The following is a 23,416-nucleotide window of genomic DNA, read 5'->3' on the forward strand; positions in this document are numbered from 1 at the left end:
TTTCCCCTCCTAAAATAAGCAATCATCTGCAATATCTAAATCTTCTATTAATTTTATATTACTTTTAGTAATTGTATCTTTTAATTGTGCTATTTCAACATTTAACTTATTGGCACTTTCAATATAAATTTCCAGATTATCATGAACCACCCCTGAAGGAATTCCTTTTGATGCTAAAGAATCAATAATACTAATATACTCTTTTAATTTATTTGTGTAATATTCAAAATAACTAATAATATTTTGATTTAATTGATTAAGCTCATCATCAGAAATAACTATATCTCTCCCTAAATCAATAGACATATCAATACACCCCCTCACATATTAAAATTTATTATTCTTAATTGATATTCCAATTCAGATACCTTGTTTTTTAAATAATTAATTTCTCTTTTATTATCATTAATCTCATCTTGTATATTTTCTACTTTTCTAGTTATTTTATTTTGCATTAAACATATACTTTGAACTGCCTTTTTCGATTCCTTACCATTTATTGTTTCAATTATACTTTCTGACAATCTTTTAGCAAATTTAAAATTGGGAATTGTTTCACCGATTTTTTTTGCTTGAATATTTTTTTGGTAATTATACTCATTATATCTATTTTCAACCATATTATAGTTTTGCTTAAGCACGTATAATTCATTAAGTTTATTTTCTAATTTATTATTTTGAGATTGCAAAAAGTAAATTCTATCATAACAATTATTTATTTCTTGCCGAATTTTATAATAATTACTCATCTAATTTCTCCCTTCTAATTAAAAAATAAATATTTTAAAACATACTGTCTATTCATCTTAAATTATATACTTATTTTTTATAATAAACAATAAAGTACAAAATATAAAATATGGCTTATTTTTAATCTTATAACTATTTTTCACCAATTTAATTCATGATAATCCTATAATATTTTTATAAATCATATAAATAAAATTTCTTTATTTTTCAACCAACTATAAATTTTCATTAATTATAAATAAGATATATATTTAAGCTTTAATCGCCCATCGCATTTTAGTTGATTTAGCCCGACTATTGATATGACATTCTTCTTTACTTGGTCTAATCACATTTCTTGCTACATCACTATAAATACCAAGATTTTTCATTTCCTTAAATGACTTTTTAACAAGTCGATCTTCACCTGAATGAAACGTTAGAATTGCTACTCTACCACCTGGTTTAAGAATTGTAGGTAGTTTATCCATAAATTCTACTAGAACCTCAAATTCACTATTTACTTCTATTCGTAATGCTTGAAAGATTCTAGCTGCTGATTTTTTAACTGTTTCTTTTCTTTCTTTTATCGGAATAAAGGATAAGCTTTTTTCAATTATTTTATATAAATGAGTTGTTGTTGAAATTGTTTGTCCTGATTTTAAATAGGAATCAATGTTTTTTGCTATTTCTTTAGCATAGGGTTCATCAGAGTTTTCGATAAAAAGATGTTCTAATTGTTCTTTATTTAATTGCTTTAATCTAGTCGCTGCTGGAATTCCTTTTTGGGGATTTAATCTTAAATCTAAAGGACCTTCTTTTTTATATGAAAAGCCTCGTTCTGGATTGTCTATTTGCATTGAAGATACTCCTAAGTCAGCTAAAACAAAATCAAATAATCCTACTTCTTTTGATACAAGATCAATATCTTTAAAGTTACAATTTTTAATTGTTAAAACATCTTCACCATATCCTTTATTTAATAATCTTTGTTTAGTTTTCACACTTTCAATAGGATCAATATCTAAAGCATACATATGACCAGTATGATTCAAACATTCAAGCATTTTTAAAGTATGTCCACCATATCCTAAAGTACAATCTAAACCAATCTGTCCTTCTTGAATATTTAAAAATTCTAGAATTTCATCAACCATGATTGATAAGTGCATTCCTACTGGGGTACCGCCTTTTTTGATTACTTTTTCAATTGTTTCTGGATATAATTCGGGATTTAGTTCTTTATATTTTTCATTATATTTTTTAGGATGAGTTCCTTTATATCTAACTCTTCTTTTATGTTTAGGTTCCATTATTAGATTCCTTTCTTTTTAAGTCGTTATCTTATATTACCATCATAAAATATTAATTGTCCACAGTTTAAAATCATTTATAAAGTATTTGAAATGTAATTAATTATTTAATTTTTCTTTTACAGATATAATCCAGTCTTCAATTGCCTGGGCTAAAATAAACTGTTGCTGTAAAACTGCTTTTCCAGTATCTGGAATTTCTATAATATTTTCTTTAAGATTTATATTTTCTTCTATGTATCCTTTCATCAATTTAATATTATTTTCAATATTTTCTAAACAAATTTTTTGTTCTTTCAATGAAAGGCTATTTAAATTAACTATTACTGCATTGAAATCTAAAAATATATTAATCGGCTGTAATGAGATTTTAAGCATTAATTTTTCAAACTCAACTTTACCTTCTGAAGTTAAAGAATAAACAGCTTTTTCTGCCATCTTTCCTTCTTTAACCATAGTACTTTTAATATAACCTTTTTCTTCTAATTGAATTACCTTTTTATATATTGAAGGAGTACTAATTTTCACCCATTTAGATATATTACGATATTCTACTAATTTTTGAATATCATAAGCACTTAAAGATTCTTTTTCTAAAATACCTAATACAATTAAATCAATCGTTGTCATAAAATCATCCTTTCTAATAAATTACTATAATTTATAGTAATTATATATTGACACATACTATAAATTATAGTATTATCAAGCAAGTACTATTACTATATTTTATAGTACTTTATTTTATAATTAATGTCAATGAAAAGGAGTGTTAAACATGAACCAGAGTAACAAAAAGATTGAATTATTAAGAAATGCCCCGATACCTAAAGCACTATTAGCGCTTGGATTACCTACTATGATTGGAATGATGATCAATGCCTTATACAATTTAGTAGATGCTTATTTTGTCGCCGGTTTAGGAACTGCACAAAATGGTGCTATTACAGTTGCTTTTCCATTAGGCCAGATAATTGTAGGTTTAGGTTTACTATTTGGTAGTGGTGGTGCCTCTTACATATCAAGATTATTAGGTAATGGTGAAAAAAGGCAAGCTGCTAAAGTTGCTAGTACATCATTATATAGCAGTATTATTGTTGGAGGAATAATGATAATTTTAACAATTATATTCTTAAATCCAATTTTAAGAATATTAGGTGCCACCCAAAGCATCTTACCTTATGCCATAACTTACACAAGTATTTATATTATCTCTTCAATTTTTAATATATTCAATGTCACGATGAATAATATTGTCACGAGTGAAGGTGCTGCAAAAACTACAATGATTGCATTATTAGCAGGTGCCACATTGAATATAATTCTTGATCCCCTCTTTATTTATACCCTTGATTTAGGTATTGCTGGAGCAGCAATTGCAACAGCTATTTCTCAGGTTATATCTACTCTTGTGTATCTAGTATACATTTTTAGTAAAAAAAGTAACTTTAGTTTTCATTTTAAGGAATGTTGTTTTACAAAAGAAATCATGTCTGAAATCTTTAAAATTGGTATCCCTACCCTAATTTTTCAGTTATTAACAAGTCTTTCTATAGCTCTTATAAGTGGCATTGCAAAGAAAAATGGTTATGGCGATTCCATAATAGCAGGAATGGGTGATGTAACTAGAATTGTTTCTATGGGTAGTTTAATTGTCTTTGGATTTATTAAAGGTTTTCAACCAATAGCAGGTTTTAATTATGGTGCTAAAAATTATAAACGTTTGCGTGAAGCTATAAAAACCACAGCTTTATGGTCAACAATATTTTGTGTTATCTTTGGTTTAATCTTAGTAATATTTTCAAAACCAATTATTTCGCAATTTACAAAAGATGACCTCCAGCTTATCAACATTGGACAAAAAGCATTATTTGCTAACGGAATTTCGTTTTTCTGTTTTGGTTTTTATACTGTTTACTCATCTTTATTTCTAGCTCTAGGAAAAGCAAAAGAAGGTTTAATTCTTGGCACATGCCGACAAGGAATATGCTTTATTCCAGCTATTCTATTTTTAACTTTAGCTTGGGGAATGAACGGAATTATTTATGCTCAACCTATTGCCGATATCATCTCTACAATTATCACTGTCTTTATGGCAGTAGCTCTACATAAAAAATTAGCCATTGCTTCAATAATAAAAACATAATATAAAAATGCTACTAATATCCAAGTTTTAAAGTATTTAAAATATATATCACCATTACTTAAATTTAGGTAATGGCGTTTTTTTAAGTAAAGCAATTCTTTATTTAAATGCTTATACTAATATAGATATATCTTCTTTTAATGGCAGTTCATCAATATATCAATTTAACAATTCCTCAAAATAAGTTGGAACTTAATAAAATTTCTTCTTTACCATATTATTAATTTGATAATCAATAAAATGTTTAACTGTATCACTACTTTGATGATGCAGTATTACCATGTAGCAACATAAGAAGTTGTCTCTCTCCAATAATGTTATAATACATATTTTGATTCTCAAATTTAGAAAACGACATATATTTGTCTCTTTAATTATTTATTTTAAAACCAGCAAGACCATAAATACTAAATTCTTGCTTTTAGTATTTATTCATCTAATTTCCCATAACTACACCTATAATTCTAATAGTTTAGGTTTATATATTTACATTCTTTTTTTGTTATTATATAGATTTTAGTAAAAACAATTCCATTGGTTGTTTATATTTTGGAATATCTATAATTAGACTACCACAATCTTTATATCCTAGTTTTCTATAAAAATGTTGTGCTTCTTCATCTACTTGTGTAGAAGTCAACAGCATTCCATAGCCTTGTTGCTTCATTTCATTTTCCCAATAATTCATTAATGCTTTACCATATCCTTGGCCTTGATATTGCTCTATAATATAAAGCATATTACAAAATGGCGTATTGTCCCAAAACAAATTATATCTTAACAACCCAATTGGATTATCATCAAGAAATAATATATACCCTCTTTTGCTTTGAACTTTATTATTATACTCCATTTCAGTTATATGAGTATCTAGACTAAACCAAAAATTCCTATCCTCATATTGCATATACTTAATTTCCATCATCCAACCTATTCTTTCCGTCATAGTTCTTTTTATAATTATTTTTCTATGACATAACGACTTTCTACAGGATCAAACAAGACAAAACCACATGATAATAAAACACCTTCTGAGGCTTTATTCTTTTTATCAATATCTGCTGTAATTCTAAGTGCATCTGGTAAAGAAAATATCTTATCCATTAAAGCCATTATCATCTGTTTGCCTACACCTTTACCAAGATAAGACTCTTCACCTATAAAATAATCAATTCCATATGCCCCTTCTACTACTAAATTTCCATATTCCTCATCACTATCTATACATTTATAATATTGACAAAGCCCAATTGACTTACCATCATGCATTACTATAAAATGATACAACCAGTTAAACTCACAATTACGGTTTTTAATTTCTATCATCCAATCATTAAGTGTTACTCCCATATGAGGAATCTCATACCATTTTTTTACATGGTCTTTATTCAGCCACTTCTCTATCAATGGGATATCACTATCAATTAATGCTCTTAACTCCAACATAACCTTCTCCTTTATTTTCAACTATCCATTTTGTTATTGGTATTTAACAAACTAGAATTTTATCATTTATAAGTTTTTAATTAAATTAACCTTTATTTTTAACACCATAGGGTTTACCATTTCTCCAAAAGATAGCATAGTGTTCATGAGCATAAGATTTTTCTATGTCCCTGCTTGATTTGCCATGTATATAAACAAATTTAAATGAGTTATATCTTGATGAAATGATAGGATACAAATATTCTTGTGACTGTCCTGATTTGTATAAGAAATCGCAAGATTCATTAAATTGATTAATATAACTTACAGTGCCATCTTCTCTAATTTTAAGATAGTGCAAACAACCGATATCATACAAGATTTCATATCCAACGTCCTTTGATTTTCCTACATTTAAGCATTCATATTTAAGTGATTTTTTAGATTTCCCATATAAAGCCCAAACACCTTCAACCCTCATATACTTTTCAAGTGCAGAGCATATAATATGACCACTTTCATCTTCTTCATATATTATGTCATTTATTTCCATATCTTTACCCTCTACAAATTCCAATTTATGGAACAATTATACCATTTACAACCTAACTATTGTATAAAAACAACACTCTATGAAAAAAAGATTGTATCGCTACAATCTCTTATATTTCAATCACTTCTTTTCTAATAACCTCATCCATACAATTACGAATATTGCTCATTTCTTGTATCCACAGCATTTGATTCTTCACTTTTAATTCTTCTATTATACTTCTTTGTTTTTTGAAATCAATTAGCAATTGCTCATACATTTCATTTGCTTCTTTATCAATATTTTATAGATAATTGTTTAACTGATTAGAGGTACATGACAATGAGTAAACCATCATTTACAGACGAATTTAAACAGTGGGTTATACAATATGTTTTAGATCATCTCGATGAGTCGAAGTTGTCTGTTGCCAAGCAGTTTGGTATTGCAGACAGCACTGTTCATAAGTAGCTTAAAAATGCTCAAAGCAATAACGGTACTATTATTTCAAAAGGGAGTGGCTAAACAAATACAGGATAAAGAATTATAGCTAGGCATATTAGCTGGGGTTTGAATATATAGAAGGATTCTATAATACAGTAAGGATACATTCACACTGTGACTATAGATCACCGAACGAGCATGAACACAGTTATTAAGTTAGTTCAAACTAACACAACCCAGATTCTTACATTTATGTAGTCCGAAATCTTGACATAGTACCACTTTCAGATTCTACCTCACAATAGACACCCTTGATATTGGCTAGTGGTTGGCAGTTGCGACATCACCCCCACAGTGGACTTTCACCAACTAGATATATGCCATGCCTGGCATACCAAAAAAATGCTTCTATTTACCTACATAGAAAGCATTTTTTATTATTTTCTTATTCCCACTCAATTGTTGCACATGGCTTAGGTGATAAGTCATATACAACTCTATTTACATTTGGTACTTCTTGTAAAATACGCTCTGTAATCTTAGTAAGAATTGGCCATTCAATCTGTTCAATAGAGGCAGTCATTGCATCTATTGTATTTACTGCTCGAATAATAACAGGATACTCAAAACAACGTTCATTATTTTTAACACCTACTGACTTAAATTCTGGAATAGCTGTAAAATACTGCCATACAGTTTTATCTAAACCAGCTTTAGCAAATTCTTCTCTTAAAATTGCATCAGATTCACGTACAGCTTCTAAACGTTCTTTTGTAATTGCACCTAAACAACGAACTCCAAGTCCAGGACCTGGGAAAGGTTGTCTATAAACCATATTATGTGGTAATCCTAACTCAATTCCACAAGCTCGTACTTCGTCTTTGAATAATTGATATAGTGGTTCAACTAATTCAAATTGTAAATCTTCAGGTAGACCTCCTACATTATGATGTGATTTAACACATTTAGCTGTTTTAGTTCCTGATTCTATAATATCTGGATAGATAGTCCCCTGAGCTAAAAAATCAATCCCATCTAATTTACGTGCTTCTTCTTCAAATACGCGAATAAATTCAGCTCCGATGATCTTACGCTTTTCTTCTGGATCACCAACACCTGCTAATTTATCTAAGAAACGTTCACTTGCATCAACATATACTAAATTAGCATCTAATTGATTAGAGAATACATCAACTACATCTTCTGATTCCCCTTTACGCATTAATCCATGATTAACATGAACACAAACTAATTGTTTACCAATTGCTTTAATTAATAATGCAGCTACTACTGAAGAATCTACCCCTCCAGATAATGCTAATAATACTTTACGGTCTCCAACTTGTTGACGAATCAATTCCACTTGATCAGCCACAAAGTTTTTCATATTCCAATTCTTTTCAGCCTTACAAGTATCAATTACAAAAGCAGTTAATTCTTCTTTTAAAGCTTCATAACTTGCTGGAAAAGATTTATTTTCTACTTTTGCCAAGGCATGATCATAAGCCATTACTGGATAACCAGCTTCATATATATCGGGATTTACATCAATTGTTTGTCCATCAATAATATTATTTTCTCCACCACTAATGATAATTCCTTTTACATTAGACATTGCTTTTAATTCTTCAACTGTAATATCATGAGCTTTAATTTCACTAAATACCCCAATTTCTCGTACACAACGAGCAATAGTCGTATTTTCATGACTACCTAAATCTAAAATAACAATTGTATCTTGCTTCATCTTTCTTAACCCCCTTTTTAATTTGTATAATTATCAAAATATCCTTGAACTAATACAACCGGTGTTCCTTTATCACCACTTCCACTAGTTAAATCACATAAACTACCAATTAAATCTGTTAACTGTCTTGGTGTTGTCCCTTGTGAAGCCATATTACCAACTAAGTTATCATCTTTTTCCTTTATACTTTTAGAAATAGCTTCTTTTAAAGCTTCTCCACTTAAATCTTTAAAATCATTATCCGCTAAATACTTCAATTTTAATTCATTAGGTGTCCCCTTTAACCCCTCAGTATAAGCAGGTGATACTACAGGATCAGCTAATTCCCAAATTTTTCCTTGAGGATCTTTAAACGCACCATCTCCATAAACCATTACTTCAACATGTTTTCCTGTAGCTTTCAATATTTGTTCTTGAATATCAGTTACTAATGGTAAACAGTCATTTGGAAATAATTTAATTGTATCTTCAGTTGATTTATTAGAACCTAATAATCCGTAATTACGATTATATCCACTTCCATCTACACTACTAGTTAAAATATCATCCATTCCACATACAGCTTTTGCTCCAGCCGCTTTTAAGATTCGTTTTGTTCTTGCTCGAGTATGGATATCACAAGTTAAAATATGATCAGCATAATTTAAAATTGTTTTAGCCTGGTTAGCAAAAATAATTTCTACTTCGGCACCCATTTCTCTAATTAAATCTCCATAGTATGCAACATAATCCACACCAGTAAATTCATGTTTATTTTCACCAAATAATTCTCGATATTTTTCTAAAGTTAAAACATCACTATAAGGATTAACATTTGCTTCATCTAATTTATCTAAAGAAACTAATTCATTACCTACTTCATCACTTGGATAACTTAACATTAATACTACTTTTTTAGCCCCTTTAGCAATCCCTTTTAAACAGATAGAAAACCGATTACGTGACAAGATAGGAAAGATAACCCCAATTGTTTCTCCACCTAATTTTTCTTTTACATCTTTTGCAATAGCATCAATACTTGCATAGTTACCTTGTGCTCTAGCTACAATTGATTCAGTGATTGCAATAACATCACGATCTCTTAATGAAAATCCTTCACTACTTGCTGCATCTAATACACTGTTTACTACGATTTTGGCCAAATCATCGTTTTCACGAATAATTGGACAACGTACTCCTCTTGATATAGTACCTACTTTTCTTTCCATATATTTCACCTTTCTGTTAAAACTCACAAACAAACATTTTATAACCGTTTTAAGTTATAATTTTGTGTTTTTTCTATCATCTATATTCTACTGCTAAATAATATCAAAATAGGACAACAATTTCAAGTATCATAGTACTATTCATAAAAATCCTAGATGATTAAAACATATGTATATTCATGTCTTTTAAACACAAAGTTCAATAATTATCTAGCTAAAGATCCAAAAATAATCAATTCTTTTTTTATTACAAACATATTTTTATAATTTTATCAATATATTAGAAATGATAGGAGATAAAATATGGAAGATAATACAAAATATTGTACTGCCTCATTAGAATTAAATTTATTCTTTCTAAGAATCATGAAAGAACATGCACTGTTTTTAGAAGCTAGTTTTACCAAAGCCAACAGTGATTTTGCTAAACAAGCTGATAATTATAAAAATGAATTTGAAAAATTACTAAGTTATACGATTGATTTAAGTCAAGGAGTGATTCGTTCAAACGTATTAAATTCAGGAGAAATTATTACTGAATTTACTTTGAATGCTGAGAAACAAACGATATGTTTAACTGGTATTGATATTGATACAAATATTACTCAAAAAGAACACCAATTGATTAACAATCAGGAAATTTCTCAATGTTGTCATATTAACCCCCACATATCACAACTTAATCAAGCAGTTCTTACTATATTAGAACAATTCATTAAGTTTAAAGAAACAATTATTGCTAATGTAAAAACATGCTCTATGTTTACTATGAATTATCCATTATTATTAGAACATATTTTACGAGAAGCTAAGTTATACCATTACTATCTTTGTAATTATGAAAATGGTGTTAATAATGATATTCAAACAATGAAACAAATCGAACTCTTTTGGAATCAGATCATGATGGAACATGCTTTGTTTATTCGAGGATTATTAGATCCAAGTGAAGCTGATTTAATCAAAACATCCAATCAATTTGTAAAAGAATATCAGGAATTGTTAGAGTGTGCAGCTATGAAAAATGACTTGGTTATTGCAAAGGGGCAATGTAATCCATATGCTGAAACAGTGAAGTTAAAAGAATTTAAAACAGCAGGAACAAAAGGTATTTTGAATTGTGAAATTCGTTCTATAATCGTTCCCTTATTAGCAGATCATGTTCTTCGTGAAGCGAATCATTATTTAAGGTTGTTAAAGGAATAGATTTTATTTAAAAAGGCTGTTACCCTTTATTTAAGGATACTAGCCTTTTGTATTTCTATATATGCATATTTATCATTTAAAATATTGAATTCCAAATCAATTACATTAGAATAGGTCTTTAAAACTAATCTTAGTTCACTAAACCTACCTATTTGATAATTAGGTAGCGTCAAAAACAATTAGTTATTTTATTGACAACTTAACTGTAAAAAACACTCAAACTTGAAATATTGCTCTAATCACGAAAAAAGCTCAGAAATCAATATTTCTCATCAAATAATAGCTAATTATACTAAAGATGTGAGTTGTTTAATTTTGTCATAGCTTGTTATATCTAAATATCAGAAAGTTTAAAGCTATCCCTGAAGGCTTAATTCAAAGGTGTAATAAATAGAATATGATTATTGATAACTCCCATTACCAAATCTTCATTCATAAACCTTAATAATTCTTCTTTTATTCATTATTCTTACTTAACTTTGCTAATAGTAATTTTAGTGTAACACTAAATCTGTTTCTATTAAAAGAATAAATGATTAATTATAATTTATTGTAAAACAGCAGATGAATTATTTCATATGCTGTTTTAATTTTAGAATTTTACTTTTTTAATCTTAATTTTCTTTTCTTCTTTTGATTAATACTGCTCCTGCAATTACTAATCCTGCCATTGGCATAAACATATTAACATTGTCACCTGTACTTACGCTTGGAACTTGTTCTCCTGGTTGTACTGGTTTTGCTTCTAATCTATTAATCGCTTCACTTAATGCCTTAACTGCATTATCTACTTCTGTTTGGGTTGCTTCAGGATTATTAAACACTGCTTTAGCTTGAGCAATAGCATTAGCTAATGCTGGCTCATTTAAAACTTCAGCTTCTTTAATTAATTCATCTAAAACATCTTTATTTGGTACTAATCTTAAATCTAAGAATACTCTTACTAAAGCATCATAAGCTTTAATAATATCATCTTTTAATGCATTTTCATTAGCAATGATTGCTTGGGCTTCTTCTAACGCAGGTAACATTGCGCTCCATGTAGATTCAATATATTTACTGCTATCCAATCCCTCAATACGTGCTACCATTGCTTTTAATGAACTCTTATCACCAGTAATGAATGATAATTTATGCATTGCTTTAGCTAAACGTGTAAATGTTGCATCTACTTGTCCTTGAGTTACATCAACATTAGCTAAGATATCTTTAGCTTCTTGTAATGCTGCATTAAATTCTTTAACTACTGCCGGTACAACATCTGTTAAATCAGCATTTTTAGCCATATCTACGGCAATTTGTAATGCTGTTTTATCAACATCCTTAACTGTAATTGTGATATTAACTTCATTTCCAGCAGTTGTTTTAACACTAATTGTTGCCACGCCTAATCCTACTGCTTCTAGTTTTCCATCTGCATCTACTTTAATAACTGATTCATCACTACTAGACCAGATAATATATTTATGAGTTGCATCTACAGGTGTAACCTTAGCACTCAATTGATGAACATCACCAAGTGCAAGAGTATCTACCGTATTGTATAGTGTTAGACCTTCTACTTTAATCACTTTTCCCGCACTAGGAGTAATATTAATTCTACACTCAGCCTTAACTGTTGGATTTTTTAATGAATATGCTGTAACAATTGCATAACCCGATTTACCTTTAACAGTAATCTTACCATTGTTATTAACATCAACTAAACTAGAATCTGAAGATTGCCAGCCAATATTAGAAGCATTTACATTTTCAGGATCAGTAGTAATAGCTAATGTAGTTGTTTGTCCTTTTAACATATTCATTTGTGAATCATTAAATGAAATACTATTAATATCCTGAATTCCTGGTTTATTAACTGTTGTACCCATTACCTGAAATTCATACATTGAATACCCATATTTTGTATTAGGCACAATTCCTTGCATTCGAACATATCGACCAGTATATTCTTGTGAAAATACATGATTTGTCCAGTCTCCTTGTACAGTGTTATCTTTAATATAGGCCATATCAATCCATGTCTTACCATCATTAGAAATTTGTAATTTAAATTCTTTAGCTGATGCAGCTTCCCATAAAATATTAACTGCATTCACATTACAATTTTCTTCTAAATCAACATAAAACCATTCATCATTTGTTCTTCTTGATGCCCAGCGTGTTCCAATACTTCCATCTACTGCATATTTTTCTGCTTTTCCAGTTCCATCACTTGGATGTAACCCACTACTGTAAGCCGGCTTATTAAGTGCTAAATTCCATGGTTCTAATTCCACATCATTTTCACTACCTGTTTTTTGTAAGACACGGAGAGCAAATAATGAATATTGGGACTCACTTTCCCCTTGGATTTTTACATAACGAGCCGTTATTGATTCTTTAAAATCAAATCTTGCATATTCACCATATTTAGCATCAGTCACTGATTTAATAGTTTTCCAATTAATTCCATCGTTAGAAATCAAAATATCATAATTCTCACCATTTGAATACCATTCTAAATCAATTGCATCAAAAGCTGTTTCTTTACGTAAATCAACTTGAATCCATTCTTTTCCTTCGCTATTAGACTGCCATCTTGTTGAAGTTGTATCACCATCAACTGCATTTGAAACAGCATAGCCTGATTTTGATGAACTTGCAGTCGCTGCTTTTTTTAATGCCATATCTTTATACACTGTAACAGGTAAAGATGCTAAGTGTTCTGTTCCTTTAACTTTTACATCAACGGTAGCATTACCTTGTTTGGTAAATTGTAAGATTCCATTTCTAAATGAAACAACATTATCATTATCAGAATCATAAACTAAGGTACTTTGGGCATTCATTGGTGCTGTTTTAATTACAGGAACAACATCATAATCAATAACTCCATCTATCTTTTCATCAACAAAACGTATTTGTTGGATTGGAGCATTTTCTGGGACATAATTTAAAGATACATCAGAAATAATATTATCTTTTGATATTTTGATTTTTAAGTAATCAATATTTTCTTCTAACTGTGGTAATGTGATTTTTGTTTTTGTATAACCATCTTTTGTTTCTAATTCTTCGTTAATTGTTGTTACTGGTGTGTAATTTGTTCCATCTTTTGCAGTTGAAATTTCGATTTTACCACCATCTTTAATATAAGCAATGATCGTTCCATTTTTTATATTTGTATAACTATACAGTAATTCACCATTATCACTAGTTGCTTTTATAACATCATCTTTTAAATATGTTGTAAAATCAACATTATTATTTATATATGTTTTACTATCATTTTGCATTGAATCTTTTAAGAATTTAAAATCACTAGCATTTTTCATTTTTGCATCAAATCTAGTAAATTGTGGTGCCCATACTTTAGTTGGATGGCTACAAACTTCAATCTTAAGATAATTAGCACCTTCATTTATTCCAGTTTTGGGAGTTGATAAAATTTGTTTAAACCAGCCATTTTTTGTGTTTATAGGCTGTGATGCACCATATTCTTGTTCACTCCAAACTTCACCATCTTGCGATGTATACATTTTAATTGTACCAATCGAGTCATTGTACCCATACACTTCTAATGAAAAATCTTGAAGACCAGGCAGCATATAAATAATTGATTCTTCACTATTTTTATTTGAACCTGTACGTTTGATTCGAGTACTATCTCCTTCAAAGTTATTTTGTTGTCCGTTTTGTCCAGCATTACTGCTATCAAATCCCCAATTAGAAGAATGGTTCAACATTTTATCCATTGTTTCAAATTCATCTATAAATGAGGTTGTTGCTGTTGTTGTAAATGAAACCTCGGTACCTAACTCACTAATGGTTTCACCAGCTTTAGCTTGAACATTTAAGTAATAAGTCGTATCTGGTGTTAATCCATAAATACGTGTTGTTAAATCGTTTGTTTCTAATGTATGAGTATATTTACCACTTTCTTTACCATAATGAATCAAATAACTTTTTGCATTTATTTCACGATTTATATCAACCACTAAAGCATCATCATCCATTGTCACATTGGCAATTGATGCTGGTTTTAAATCTACTTGATCATATGAAAAATTAACTTGGAAACATTTACCATCAGCATCTTTAGTGTTAACTTTAATAATTGTAGTTGGTGCCGTTTGAATAATTTCAATACCCTCATCACTACTAACAATACCATCTACTTCTCGATTAATTTCCAAAGTAATATAATCTTTATTTTGTTGTGTTGTATCAGTGATAGAAACATTCAATCCCTTATCAGTATCATTAATCATTACTGAAGCTGGGCTATCACACGTTACATAATTTTTGACATCTCCTAGATCAACTGTGTTATATCCCTTTTGCCAGAAATTAAGTCCCAATGTTCCTAAAGTCTTTTCATATACCGCATGAACTTGGTCATCTTGACGAATAATTTCAATATTACTATTTTGTCCATATCTTTCTGTCTCTTCAACAGATTTTCCTGGCAATAATACATAAGCATATGATCCATCTACAGCACCATTACCATCTTTGCTATGATCCATCCATGCTGTAAAATAATCAGCATTATATGTTGCCGTATCACGGTTATATTCTCCTAAAGAAGACCATGTTCCTTCTCTAGTTTCACTTTTTAGATTTAAATCTAAACTATTTGGAAAATAAAAACCAAGATTAGAATCTGCGACGTTTCCAGACATATTAAGTGTTTTAACGTTATCATAAGAAATTTCAGTTCCATCCATTGTCATGGCCTTTTCAATACCATCGATATAATATGTCCTGTTACTACTATCAATCTTATAATTTTCTAATGTAGTTTCAACATCATATTGACCACTAATATTACTACCCAAAGCAACCACTTCATCATCAAACATAAACCATGATTTTTTAGCCTTTAAATTATGTGTTGTCATGGCTAGATCCATTCCTGATACACCATAAACACCATCAGTTACCCCGCCAGCAAATGGATTGAGATTATATTGGGTTCCTTGGTTTTTTCCATAGACCGATGTAGCTCCAGGTATCCGATACCAATCTCTTGTTGCTTTATCTACTCCTTCACTGCGTTGTAAATCATCAGTATATAAATAAGTAGCACCATTGCCAATATACCAGCCTTTATTATTAGAATCGCCACCTTCATAAGTTTTAATTGTTGGTGAAGCCATAGCAATTGTATATGTCCATCCTTGTTTTGACCAATGAATTGTACGAGCACCGTTATTCATTTGATAAGTTGTTCCATCAAACGATACTGGAGCAATTTTATCATCATCTAAAATATCATTAACTTTTACTACGGTGTCCAAGGGAAACTTATACCAAGGAGTATCAGCACTAGCATTCATTTGTTCAATCATAAAATCACTACTGAACCATTGTTTAATACATCCTTTAAATTGTTCTTGGATACTTTCTGGAGCGTTTTGACATAACATCAACATCGCATTTGCAATAATCAATGCCCCTCTAGGTTGTGTTGTATCACTTCTAGTAATTTCTCGCCCTCGAAAAGCATCCATACTTAATCCTTTGTACACCATTGGTTCATAAGAATCTAAAACCCATTGATAAACAATTTCAGCGCTGTCTTTACCTAAATCCCACTTAGTTCCCGATAGCATATACAATAAATATGATGTATCTGTCAAACACATTAATCCATAACCACCATTATAAGGAAAAGTTACATGTTGGATAAATGTTCCATCTTCATAATATCCATCAGGAAAAGAGCCATCACCAGGTTCAGTATATTTTAATACTGTTGGCATCACAGATTGAATATGAGTTAAGTAAGATTCCTTTTCGGTTAATAAACCGGTATACATACTTACTCTTTCATTCCATGTTGAATTAGCGCCAGTAAAAGGAGTCCAGTTAACAAATTCCTCCATTGTTCCTGCATTTTTAGCAATCATTTCTTTATCTAAATCATCGTATAAAAGAAGCATTGTCTCTCCTAAATAAACTGGAGCACCTAAACGCCAAGAGAACCAGTTACCATAAGGCACTGTTTTACTTCCTTGTTTAAAATCTTGATTATAATGATATGTATTCATGAATTCTAATGCCATTTTAATATCTTCAAGCATATCTTGATTTTTATATAAAGCACATCCTTGGGTTTCATACGCTAAAGCCATTGCTCTAATATACTGATATGTGAATTGAATTGAATTGGCATTGATATACGAACTACTACCACTACGACGTTTCCCTAGCGGATATTCTGGAAAAATATAGTCCTTTGAAGCATCTAAATTAGGATCCAATGCCGTATCATCACTGTTCATATAATTTCCCTTTACAGCATTAGAAATTGGATTTTTATTCATATTATCCCAATATAATTGAGCCGTATCGTTAATCGATTGTAACATTGGTTTAACATTCAAATTATTAACATCATAATTACCACCTACAGCCATATCATGAAACTTTTCTCGCATTATAGCATATTCATTAACTGCATATATTGGTATTAATCCACTTACAACAGTAGATATTATTAAAAGCAGACTAAGTGAATAAATTAAAACTTTTTTTACCCTTTTCATTATTTTCACTCCTTGTATAATAATTTTATAAATATTGTGATTTATCCCATACAACCTTATCATTTTACAATAGTTCTTTGAAAGCCTGTTATCTCAATTTCTAACTCAGGCATTGATCCTTTTTTAATCACTGGCACATACGATTAAAATATGAATTTTTATAACAAAGTTGTTTTATGATAAATGTACGTGGAATAAAATCGTTGTCTTATTTCTTGCTCCCAATTGAAAGAAGGTAATGACGATGACTTTAACTGCTACTTTATTTCTTGGTATTAATGTTAGTCATGATACAAACCTATACTATAAATTACAATCAGGATAAATCTTTTAAGAATCACTTAGATAGTTAATTCTAATTAATTTACAGATTTTTAAATATTTTCCATGCAAAATATATTTTTCCCTTTTACCCTTTCTCCTTTTCATATATTAGTAGTGTCAAAATCAGTTAATTATTTTATTAATAATTTAACTGTAAAACCCCATTCTACCTTGTTTTATCTATATTTTTAGTTAATCCTCCCCCAGAATTAACATATAACTTGACCTTTAACTATATACAAAAACTGGTAATACACTTTATTATTGTAAGCAACAAAATCACAATAAAAAGGATCTATTACAAAGATCAAGATTATATCACTTAAATTAAATCGTTAAATATTCTTATACAGTTTCTTCATAAAAATCCCTCTGCTATCAGCACAGCTGAATTAATGCCTATTTCATTAAAAATATCATTAATGGGTATAACGGAAAAGTACATATAACTATAAAACATAGAACTGAATCTACTTTTCCTAAATCAACCAAATATTCTCATTGTGGTGCATATTATAAATTCATATATTTGTTCACTACAGTGCTTTAGTTTTTTAAGAAATCATAAAGCTCTTGGTTATAAATTACTTATAATTTTATCTAAATTCAAATGTATAATAAATATGCCAAAAATAGAATATGATCATTGATATGGTTTACAACAATGTATCAACCAAGATATACAATTCTAGTTTCCATACTAATCTAGCAATATTTATATATTTCTTGATTAAAGTTTAGCATAGTAAATATTTTTATATAAGTTAGAAGATTTGTAATCTATTTTTACAAAATATAGCACTTATGAAAAAGGACAGTAACGAGCAAATAAAATAACTATAGTTTCTCCCCTTATTGACCATGCTAATGATCCCCACAATAACATGTCCATACTCTTTGCAATAACGTCACATTCTTTACTGCTACAATATTTGATTTACATTTTATTTTGACCTGTCACAAAAAAACACCCCACAATGACGTAAGGTGTCTATATATATTTCTATTCAGTTTTAAACATGTACGTCTAATCCATTTTTTAAATATAATAGTTATAATCCATTTGAGTTAATTAAAGATGAAGTTTTGTAATTTCTCCAAATTCATCTAGATATTGTGGTTCTGATAAAGTGTTAACAGTTTTAATTTCTCCTATAGCATTGCTATGCAAGATAAAATTTATTTTAAAAAGACCCGTAGCTGAATCGTGCAAGGGGTATAGTCGTTTAGAAGTCGTATCTATATTAGCAATTTCAATTAATCTAGCTATTATTCCAAATACTTCACAAGATGTATAGAAATATTTCTTACTCTTTCCAGATTCTTAAACTGCATTATAATGCGTAATGTAAATAGATTGTGTAAAAGTCGTTGTTTCCATAACCTAATTATGTCAAAAAAATAATATTTCTCATCATTTAACTGAGGTATTGTCTATTTTTGGTAAACAGACTTAACAATATTATTTCGTTACAGCTCCCTAAAAACATAGCACATGTTAAACTATATTTAAATGAAAAATATCCTCTATCAAATTATAATTTACCTCCAATATGTTTAAATTTCTCTACAAAAGCAGATATTTTCTGAAATACTGTTTGCTTTTTTGTTAAATACCCCGGATTAAGTGGGCTCATTTTAGGTAGTATGTCATTTAAATCTGTACCATTTTCACTCGCATATTCTCTTTTCAATGAAACTAGAATATATCTCTTTGCAGCATCTACATTAAGTCCTTCCTCGTTGATTAATTTCTCTGCTTCTCTTTTTTGCTCCTGTTGAGCAAACTCATAAAAGTCAGCAAGAATACTTACTTTATCCTGTATTTTATTTAAATCTGTTTGATTTATAAAATCCACTATCAAACTTTCTTTAGCACGATTTTCTATACTAGAACGAATAATACGACGTATTTCATCAACTAATGTCTCTTTATCTTTTACATCTTTGTTCTTCTCATAAATTAATTCAAGAATATAATCCAAATTTATTTCTTGTGATTTTAATAAATCTACCTCAAAAACTACATCATCCCAATTAACAGAAGACTTTTCTTTATCATTTCCTGCCCTTTCTCGATGAAGCCATTCACGAATATCATTATATGTAGAACGATAATCTTGAATAACTCTCTCATCAGGAACAACTATTTGTTGCATAGCAGCAATATCCTCATCACTTATATAATGAGTTGTTTTAAATTCTTCTATAGCTTTTTCATCATTTACATCAATCTTTTGTAATGCTCTTAGATTTGTAAATTCATCAAAGTTTTGAAGAATATTTTCAATTCTTAAATATTCACTAAACAATTTTGTAAATTCTTTTTTATCTCTTTCTGTAACTATTTTATCAACATTTGGGAAACGAGTATTTAATTCATTAACTACATCAACATAACCACGTCGTGCTTCTCCTGTAGATATATCTGTGAATCCTTCCATGTATTCTTTATAATTATTTTCAAGTATTATATTTTTTGTGTTATCATCACCAAAACATTTGATTGCAGAAATTGTAGCCTGTTCCAAATCTCTAAAAGTAACAATATTACCAAATGTTTTTGTAGAATCATAAATACGATTTGTTCTTGAAAATGCCTGTATTAAACCATGGTAGCGAAGATTTTTATCGACAAATAATGTATTTAGTGTTGGAGCATCAAATCCTGTTAAAAACATACCAACTACAATTAAAAGATCAATTTCTTGATTCTTCACACGATTAGCAAGATCTCGATAATAATTTTGAAACTCTTTGCTTTCTACACTAAAATTAGTTTTAAACATCTTATTATAATTTCTGATAGCTAACGTTAAAAATTCTTTTGCACTACTATCCATAGCTGTAGGTTCAAAGTTTTCATCAGCAATTTCTCCTATTGCATTTTGTTCTTCGTTTGCTGTATATGAAAATATAGTAGCAATTTTTAAAGGTTTTTTAATGTTTTTTTGTAAATCGTTGAATGTCTCATAGTATAATTTTGCGGCATCAACACTACTCACAGCAAACATTGCATTAAACCCTTTTGCACCAATATGCCCACGATGTGTCTTAATTCTAAAATTATTTAAAATATATTGAGAAATCTCTCTAATTCTTTCAGGATGTAATAATGCTTCTTTAGTTTCTGCAGCAGATAATTTTTTTTCATCTTGCTCCATTTCGATAGATTTAAATTTAGGTCGAACATCATTATAATCTACTTTAAATTTAAGAACTTTTTCATCTCTAATCGCATCAGTAATAACATAAGAATGCAGTTCACTCCCAAATACAGAAGCAGTAGTTTCTGCACCTAATGCATTTTCAGGAAATATCGGTGTACCAGTAAATCCAAATTGATAATATTTTTTAAATTTCTTTTTAATGTTTTTTTGAGCCTCACCAAATTGAGAACGGTGAGCTTCATCAAAAATAAAAACCACTTCCTTATTGTAAATTGCTAAATTCAAGTCACTTTTTATAAGATTATTCAATTTTTGAATTGTAGTTACAATGATTTTATTATCCTTTTTTTCAATATTTCGTTTAAGTCCAGCAGTACTTTCAGAGCCATTTACACTATCAGGTGAAAACTTTTGATATTCTTTCATTGTCTGATAATCTAAATCTTTTCTATCCACCACAAAAAACACCTTGTCTATAAAATCAAGTTCTGTTGCTAAACGAGCAGCCTTAAAACTGGTTAAGGTTTTTCCTGATCCTGTTGTATGCCAAATATAGCCACCACTTTCTGTAGTACTCCATTTTTTTAGCTCATGGGCACTTTTAATTTTCCATATAATTCGTTCAGTAGCAGCTATTTGATAAGGTCTCATGACTAATAAGTTATTACTTGTATCAAAAACAGAATATTGTAATAAAATTTTTAATATCGTATTTTTTTGAAAAAAAGTAGCAGTGAAATCTTTAAGGTCTTTTATTAAAGTATTATCAGCTTTTGCCCAATTCATTGTAAAATCAAAGCTATTTTTATCTCTTTTTGTCGTATTTGCAAAATATCGAGTATCTGTTCCATTAGAGATAACACAAATTTGTAAATACTTGAATAGAGAATGCTCTGAGTTATAACTTTCTTTACTATATCTATTTACTTGATTAAACGCTTCTCTAATAGCAACTCCACGTCTCTTAAGTTCTACCTGTATCAAAGGAAGACCATTCACCAAAACAGTAACATCATATCGGTTCGCTTGAGCTCCTGTTATTCCAAATTGTGAAATAACCTGCATTTTATTTTTGGTTATATCGTCTTTATTTAGAAGATAAATATTCTTTATATGACCATCATCAAATACAAAATCATAAATATAGTTATTGTGAATTTTGCGAGTTTTATCTATATGGCTATCACCTGGTTTATCTAAATATTCTTCACAGAATCTTACCCATTCTTCATCACTAAATATCACATCATTAAGTATTTGTAATTGCACACGCACATTTTTAAGCATCGCTTTAGGAGTTGTTAAATCTGGTAAATATTCGTATCCTTGATTCACTAAATCTTGGATAAACTCTTTTTCAAGAGAAGCTTCTGTTTGATAAACTGAAACTTCTTCTTTTATAAATGAATGCTTTTCATACTTATCGAGAACTATAAAGTTCTTTGATCCTGCAATAGAATTGTATTCGTGCATCCTTATTCCTCCTTCCAAAAGCTATAATTATTTATCAAGTGCTCAAGTAATAATTTTACTGTTTGTTTCTCTTGTGGTGTAGGTTCAGCTACGATTTCATTTGCTAGCGTAGAATGACTAGTAAACTGGATGATTCGTTTATAATAAGTCTCTTTATTTTCCGGTAAGAGTTCTGACCATCTTGGAAATCCTAAAAAACTAGCAGTTTTTTCATAAAGATTTCTTAACAAAGTAAAATGAAATTTTTCTATATTATCATTTGCAACTGCCTCTTCAAGTATTGCTTTTAGATGTAAATGATATGAAAAATTCATATTAGAACCTCCTGGCTGTTCTGAAAGATCAAATAATCCATCTTCCAAATGATTTAACATATAACATTTTTTCGTATTTATTTCATTATATAACACATTATAAAATACAGGGTTATGCGTTGTAATAATAAATTTCAATTCAGATTCACTTTTCCTAATTACTTCCGCTAAATCAACTGCCATTTGAATTAAATGATTATCATCTAATGAAGTTACTGGATCATCAATAAAAATATAATTTAAGTTGTCAAATTGATTTGTTTCTCTATCACTTTCTTCTACTACATTTAATACACTAACGACCTGTTCAAGTAATGCATAAAAAACACTCCATATAAAACAACTTTCTTCACCTTTAGAAATCTTAATATTGTCTGTAATTGAGTTATCTCCACGTTTATATGAAAATATTATTTCTGTAAAAGCATTTACAGTTATTTCTCTTTCATCGCTATTCTTAATAGTATACTGGGAATTAAAACTTGGATTTAATTTATCATTGGTATAGTGTTGAAAAAATTTAACAACATTCTGATCTTGTCCTTGGTCTTCAAAAATCCATTTTGTAAAAACATTGGAATGTATTTTAAGTTTTGGTTTAGCATCTTCTTTCAAATCATTATCCCAATAGAACAAATCTTCTGTAAAAGCATTGTAATAAAGGATTTGTTTATTTTCCAAACCCGCTTCTTCAGTTTCATCCTGATCTATTTCAATTTTAGGAGAAACAAGTGTTTTAAATTCTCTTGAAAGTCTTGTCTTTCCATTTCCATTAAATGCATAAATTAACTGAACTTTTTTGTTATTATCTTTTAATTCTTGTGCGGTTTCTTTTAAAGTCTTCCCCAT

At 29.3% G+C, this 23,416-nt stretch carries 16 protein-coding genes; 3 read left to right on the forward strand and 13 right to left on the reverse strand.

All coding sequences use genetic code 11. The annotated features are described in order from the left end of the window. Positions 1-9: 9 nt before the first annotated feature. The 4 genes from ACLR9T_RS01730 to ACLR9T_RS01745 form a co-directional block, all read right to left on the reverse strand. The gene (locus ACLR9T_RS01730; protein WP_413107810.1) at positions 10-306 is read right to left on the reverse strand and encodes a hypothetical protein; all 297 of its coding nucleotides are present in this window, start codon (positions 304-306) and stop codon (positions 10-12) included. A 14-nt stretch (positions 307-320) separates the two neighbouring features. Next, positions 321-749 carry a hypothetical protein gene (locus ACLR9T_RS01735; protein WP_413107811.1) on the reverse strand — a complete coding sequence of 143 codons (429 nt, stop codon included), beginning with the start codon at positions 747-749 and terminating at the stop codon, positions 321-323. 252 nt (positions 750-1,001) lie between these two features. Next, entirely contained in the window at positions 1,002-2,042 is a 1,041-nt protein-coding gene (gene rsmH / locus ACLR9T_RS01740) for a 16S rRNA (cytosine(1402)-N(4))-methyltransferase RsmH (protein WP_413107812.1), read from the reverse strand. Between the two features lie 99 nt (positions 2,043-2,141). After that, positions 2,142-2,672 (reverse strand): PadR family transcriptional regulator, encoded by a 531-nt coding sequence (locus ACLR9T_RS01745; RefSeq protein ID WP_413107813.1) that lies wholly within the window; start codon positions 2,670-2,672, stop codon positions 2,142-2,144. 148 nt (positions 2,673-2,820) lie between these two features. On the opposite strand from ACLR9T_RS01745, the gene ACLR9T_RS01750 reads away from it, so the two are divergent. Next, entirely contained in the window at positions 2,821-4,188 is a 1,368-nt protein-coding gene (locus ACLR9T_RS01750; protein WP_413107814.1) for an MATE family efflux transporter, read from the forward strand. A gap of 505 nt (positions 4,189-4,693) precedes the next feature. On the opposite strand, the gene ACLR9T_RS01755 is transcribed toward ACLR9T_RS01750, so the two are convergent. From ACLR9T_RS01755 to ACLR9T_RS01780, 6 genes are all read right to left on the reverse strand, one after another. Further along, positions 4,694-5,110, reverse strand: a complete 417-nt coding sequence (locus tag ACLR9T_RS01755; RefSeq protein WP_413107815.1) for a GNAT family N-acetyltransferase — start codon at positions 5,108-5,110, stop codon at positions 4,694-4,696. A 38-nt stretch (positions 5,111-5,148) separates the two neighbouring features. Continuing rightward, entirely contained in the window at positions 5,149-5,634 is a 486-nt protein-coding gene (locus ACLR9T_RS01760) for a GNAT family N-acetyltransferase (protein ID WP_413107816.1), read from the reverse strand. Between the two features lie 85 nt (positions 5,635-5,719). After that, positions 5,720-6,190 carry a hypothetical protein gene (locus tag ACLR9T_RS01765; protein WP_413107817.1) on the reverse strand — a complete coding sequence of 157 codons (471 nt, stop codon included), beginning with the start codon at positions 6,188-6,190 and terminating at the stop codon, positions 5,720-5,722. Between the two features lie 85 nt (positions 6,191-6,275). Further along, a complete protein-coding gene (locus ACLR9T_RS01770) occupies positions 6,276-6,446 on the reverse strand; it encodes a TnpV protein (protein ID WP_413107858.1) in 171 nt (56 codons plus the stop codon). Positions 6,447-7,034: 588 nt separating this feature from the next. Further along, positions 7,035-8,336: a glutamine-hydrolyzing GMP synthase gene (gene guaA / locus ACLR9T_RS01775; protein ID WP_413107818.1), complete on the reverse strand. Its 1,302-nt coding sequence runs from the start codon at positions 8,334-8,336 to the stop codon at positions 7,035-7,037. A 17-nt stretch (positions 8,337-8,353) separates the two neighbouring features. Continuing rightward, on the reverse strand, positions 8,354-9,544 hold the full coding sequence (locus tag ACLR9T_RS01780) for a coenzyme F420-0:L-glutamate ligase (protein ID WP_413107819.1): 1,191 nt from the start codon (positions 9,542-9,544) through the stop codon (positions 8,354-8,356). Between the two features lie 303 nt (positions 9,545-9,847). Between ACLR9T_RS01780 and ACLR9T_RS01785 the strand changes: the two genes are divergently transcribed. After that, positions 9,848-10,750: a DUF2935 domain-containing protein gene (locus tag ACLR9T_RS01785; RefSeq protein WP_413107820.1), complete on the forward strand. Its 903-nt coding sequence runs from the start codon at positions 9,848-9,850 to the stop codon at positions 10,748-10,750. Between the two features lie 614 nt (positions 10,751-11,364). Here ACLR9T_RS01785 and ACLR9T_RS01790 read toward each other — a convergent pair. After that, complete coding sequence (locus ACLR9T_RS01790; protein ID WP_413107821.1) at positions 11,365-17,286, reverse strand: polysaccharide lyase family 8 super-sandwich domain-containing protein; 5,922 nt, start codon at positions 17,284-17,286, stop codon at positions 11,365-11,367. Positions 17,287-18,740: 1,454 nt separating this feature from the next. Here ACLR9T_RS01790 and ACLR9T_RS01795 point away from each other — a divergent pair. Next, entirely contained in the window at positions 18,741-18,908 is a 168-nt protein-coding gene (locus ACLR9T_RS01795; RefSeq protein WP_413107822.1) for a hypothetical protein, read from the forward strand. A 237-nt stretch (positions 18,909-19,145) separates the two neighbouring features. Here the strand turns inward: ACLR9T_RS01795 and ACLR9T_RS01800 are convergent, their stop codons facing one another. Beyond that, positions 19,146-22,253, reverse strand: coding sequence for a type I restriction endonuclease subunit R (locus ACLR9T_RS01800; protein WP_413107823.1), 3,108 nt, complete (start codon positions 22,251-22,253; stop codon positions 19,146-19,148). A 2-nt stretch (positions 22,254-22,255) separates the two neighbouring features. Continuing rightward, complete coding sequence (locus ACLR9T_RS01805) at positions 22,256-23,416, reverse strand: anticodon nuclease (protein WP_413107824.1); 1,161 nt, start codon at positions 23,414-23,416, stop codon at positions 22,256-22,258.

This window comes from Thomasclavelia sp., from assembly GCF_047249845.1.
GTDB lineage: Bacteria > Bacillota_I > Bacilli_A > Erysipelotrichales > Coprobacillaceae > Thomasclavelia.

Coding starts and splice junctions, on each gene's coding strand:
- ACLR9T_RS01730 (WP_413107810.1), bottom strand. CDS start 306: ATGTCTATTGATTTAGGGAGAGATATAGTTATTTCTGATGATGAGCTT.
- ACLR9T_RS01735 (WP_413107811.1), bottom strand. CDS start 749: ATGAGTAATTATTATAAAATTCGGCAAGAAATAAATAATTGTTATGAT.
- rsmH (WP_413107812.1), bottom strand. CDS start 2,042: ATGGAACCTAAACATAAAAGAAGAGTTAGATATAAAGGAACTCATCCT.
- ACLR9T_RS01745 (WP_413107813.1), bottom strand. CDS start 2,672: ATGACAACGATTGATTTAATTGTATTAGGTATTTTAGAAAAAGAATCT.
- ACLR9T_RS01750 (WP_413107814.1), top strand. CDS start 2,821: ATGAACCAGAGTAACAAAAAGATTGAATTATTAAGAAATGCCCCGATA.
- ACLR9T_RS01755 (WP_413107815.1), bottom strand. CDS start 5,110: ATGGAAATTAAGTATATGCAATATGAGGATAGGAATTTTTGGTTTAGT.
- ACLR9T_RS01760 (WP_413107816.1), bottom strand. CDS start 5,634: ATGTTGGAGTTAAGAGCATTAATTGATAGTGATATCCCATTGATAGAG.
- guaA (WP_413107818.1), bottom strand. CDS start 8,336: ATGAAGCAAGATACAATTGTTATTTTAGATTTAGGTAGTCATGAAAAT.
- ACLR9T_RS01780 (WP_413107819.1), bottom strand. CDS start 9,544: ATGGAAAGAAAAGTAGGTACTATATCAAGAGGAGTACGTTGTCCAATT.
- ACLR9T_RS01785 (WP_413107820.1), top strand. CDS start 9,848: ATGGAAGATAATACAAAATATTGTACTGCCTCATTAGAATTAAATTTA.
- ACLR9T_RS01790 (WP_413107821.1), bottom strand. CDS start 17,286: ATGAAAAGGGTAAAAAAAGTTTTAATTTATTCACTTAGTCTGCTTTTA.
- ACLR9T_RS01800 (WP_413107823.1), bottom strand. CDS start 22,253: ATGCACGAATACAATTCTATTGCAGGATCAAAGAACTTTATAGTTCTC.
- ACLR9T_RS01805 (WP_413107824.1), bottom strand. CDS start 23,416: ATGGGGAAGACTTTAAAAGAAACCGCACAAGAATTAAAAGATAATAAC.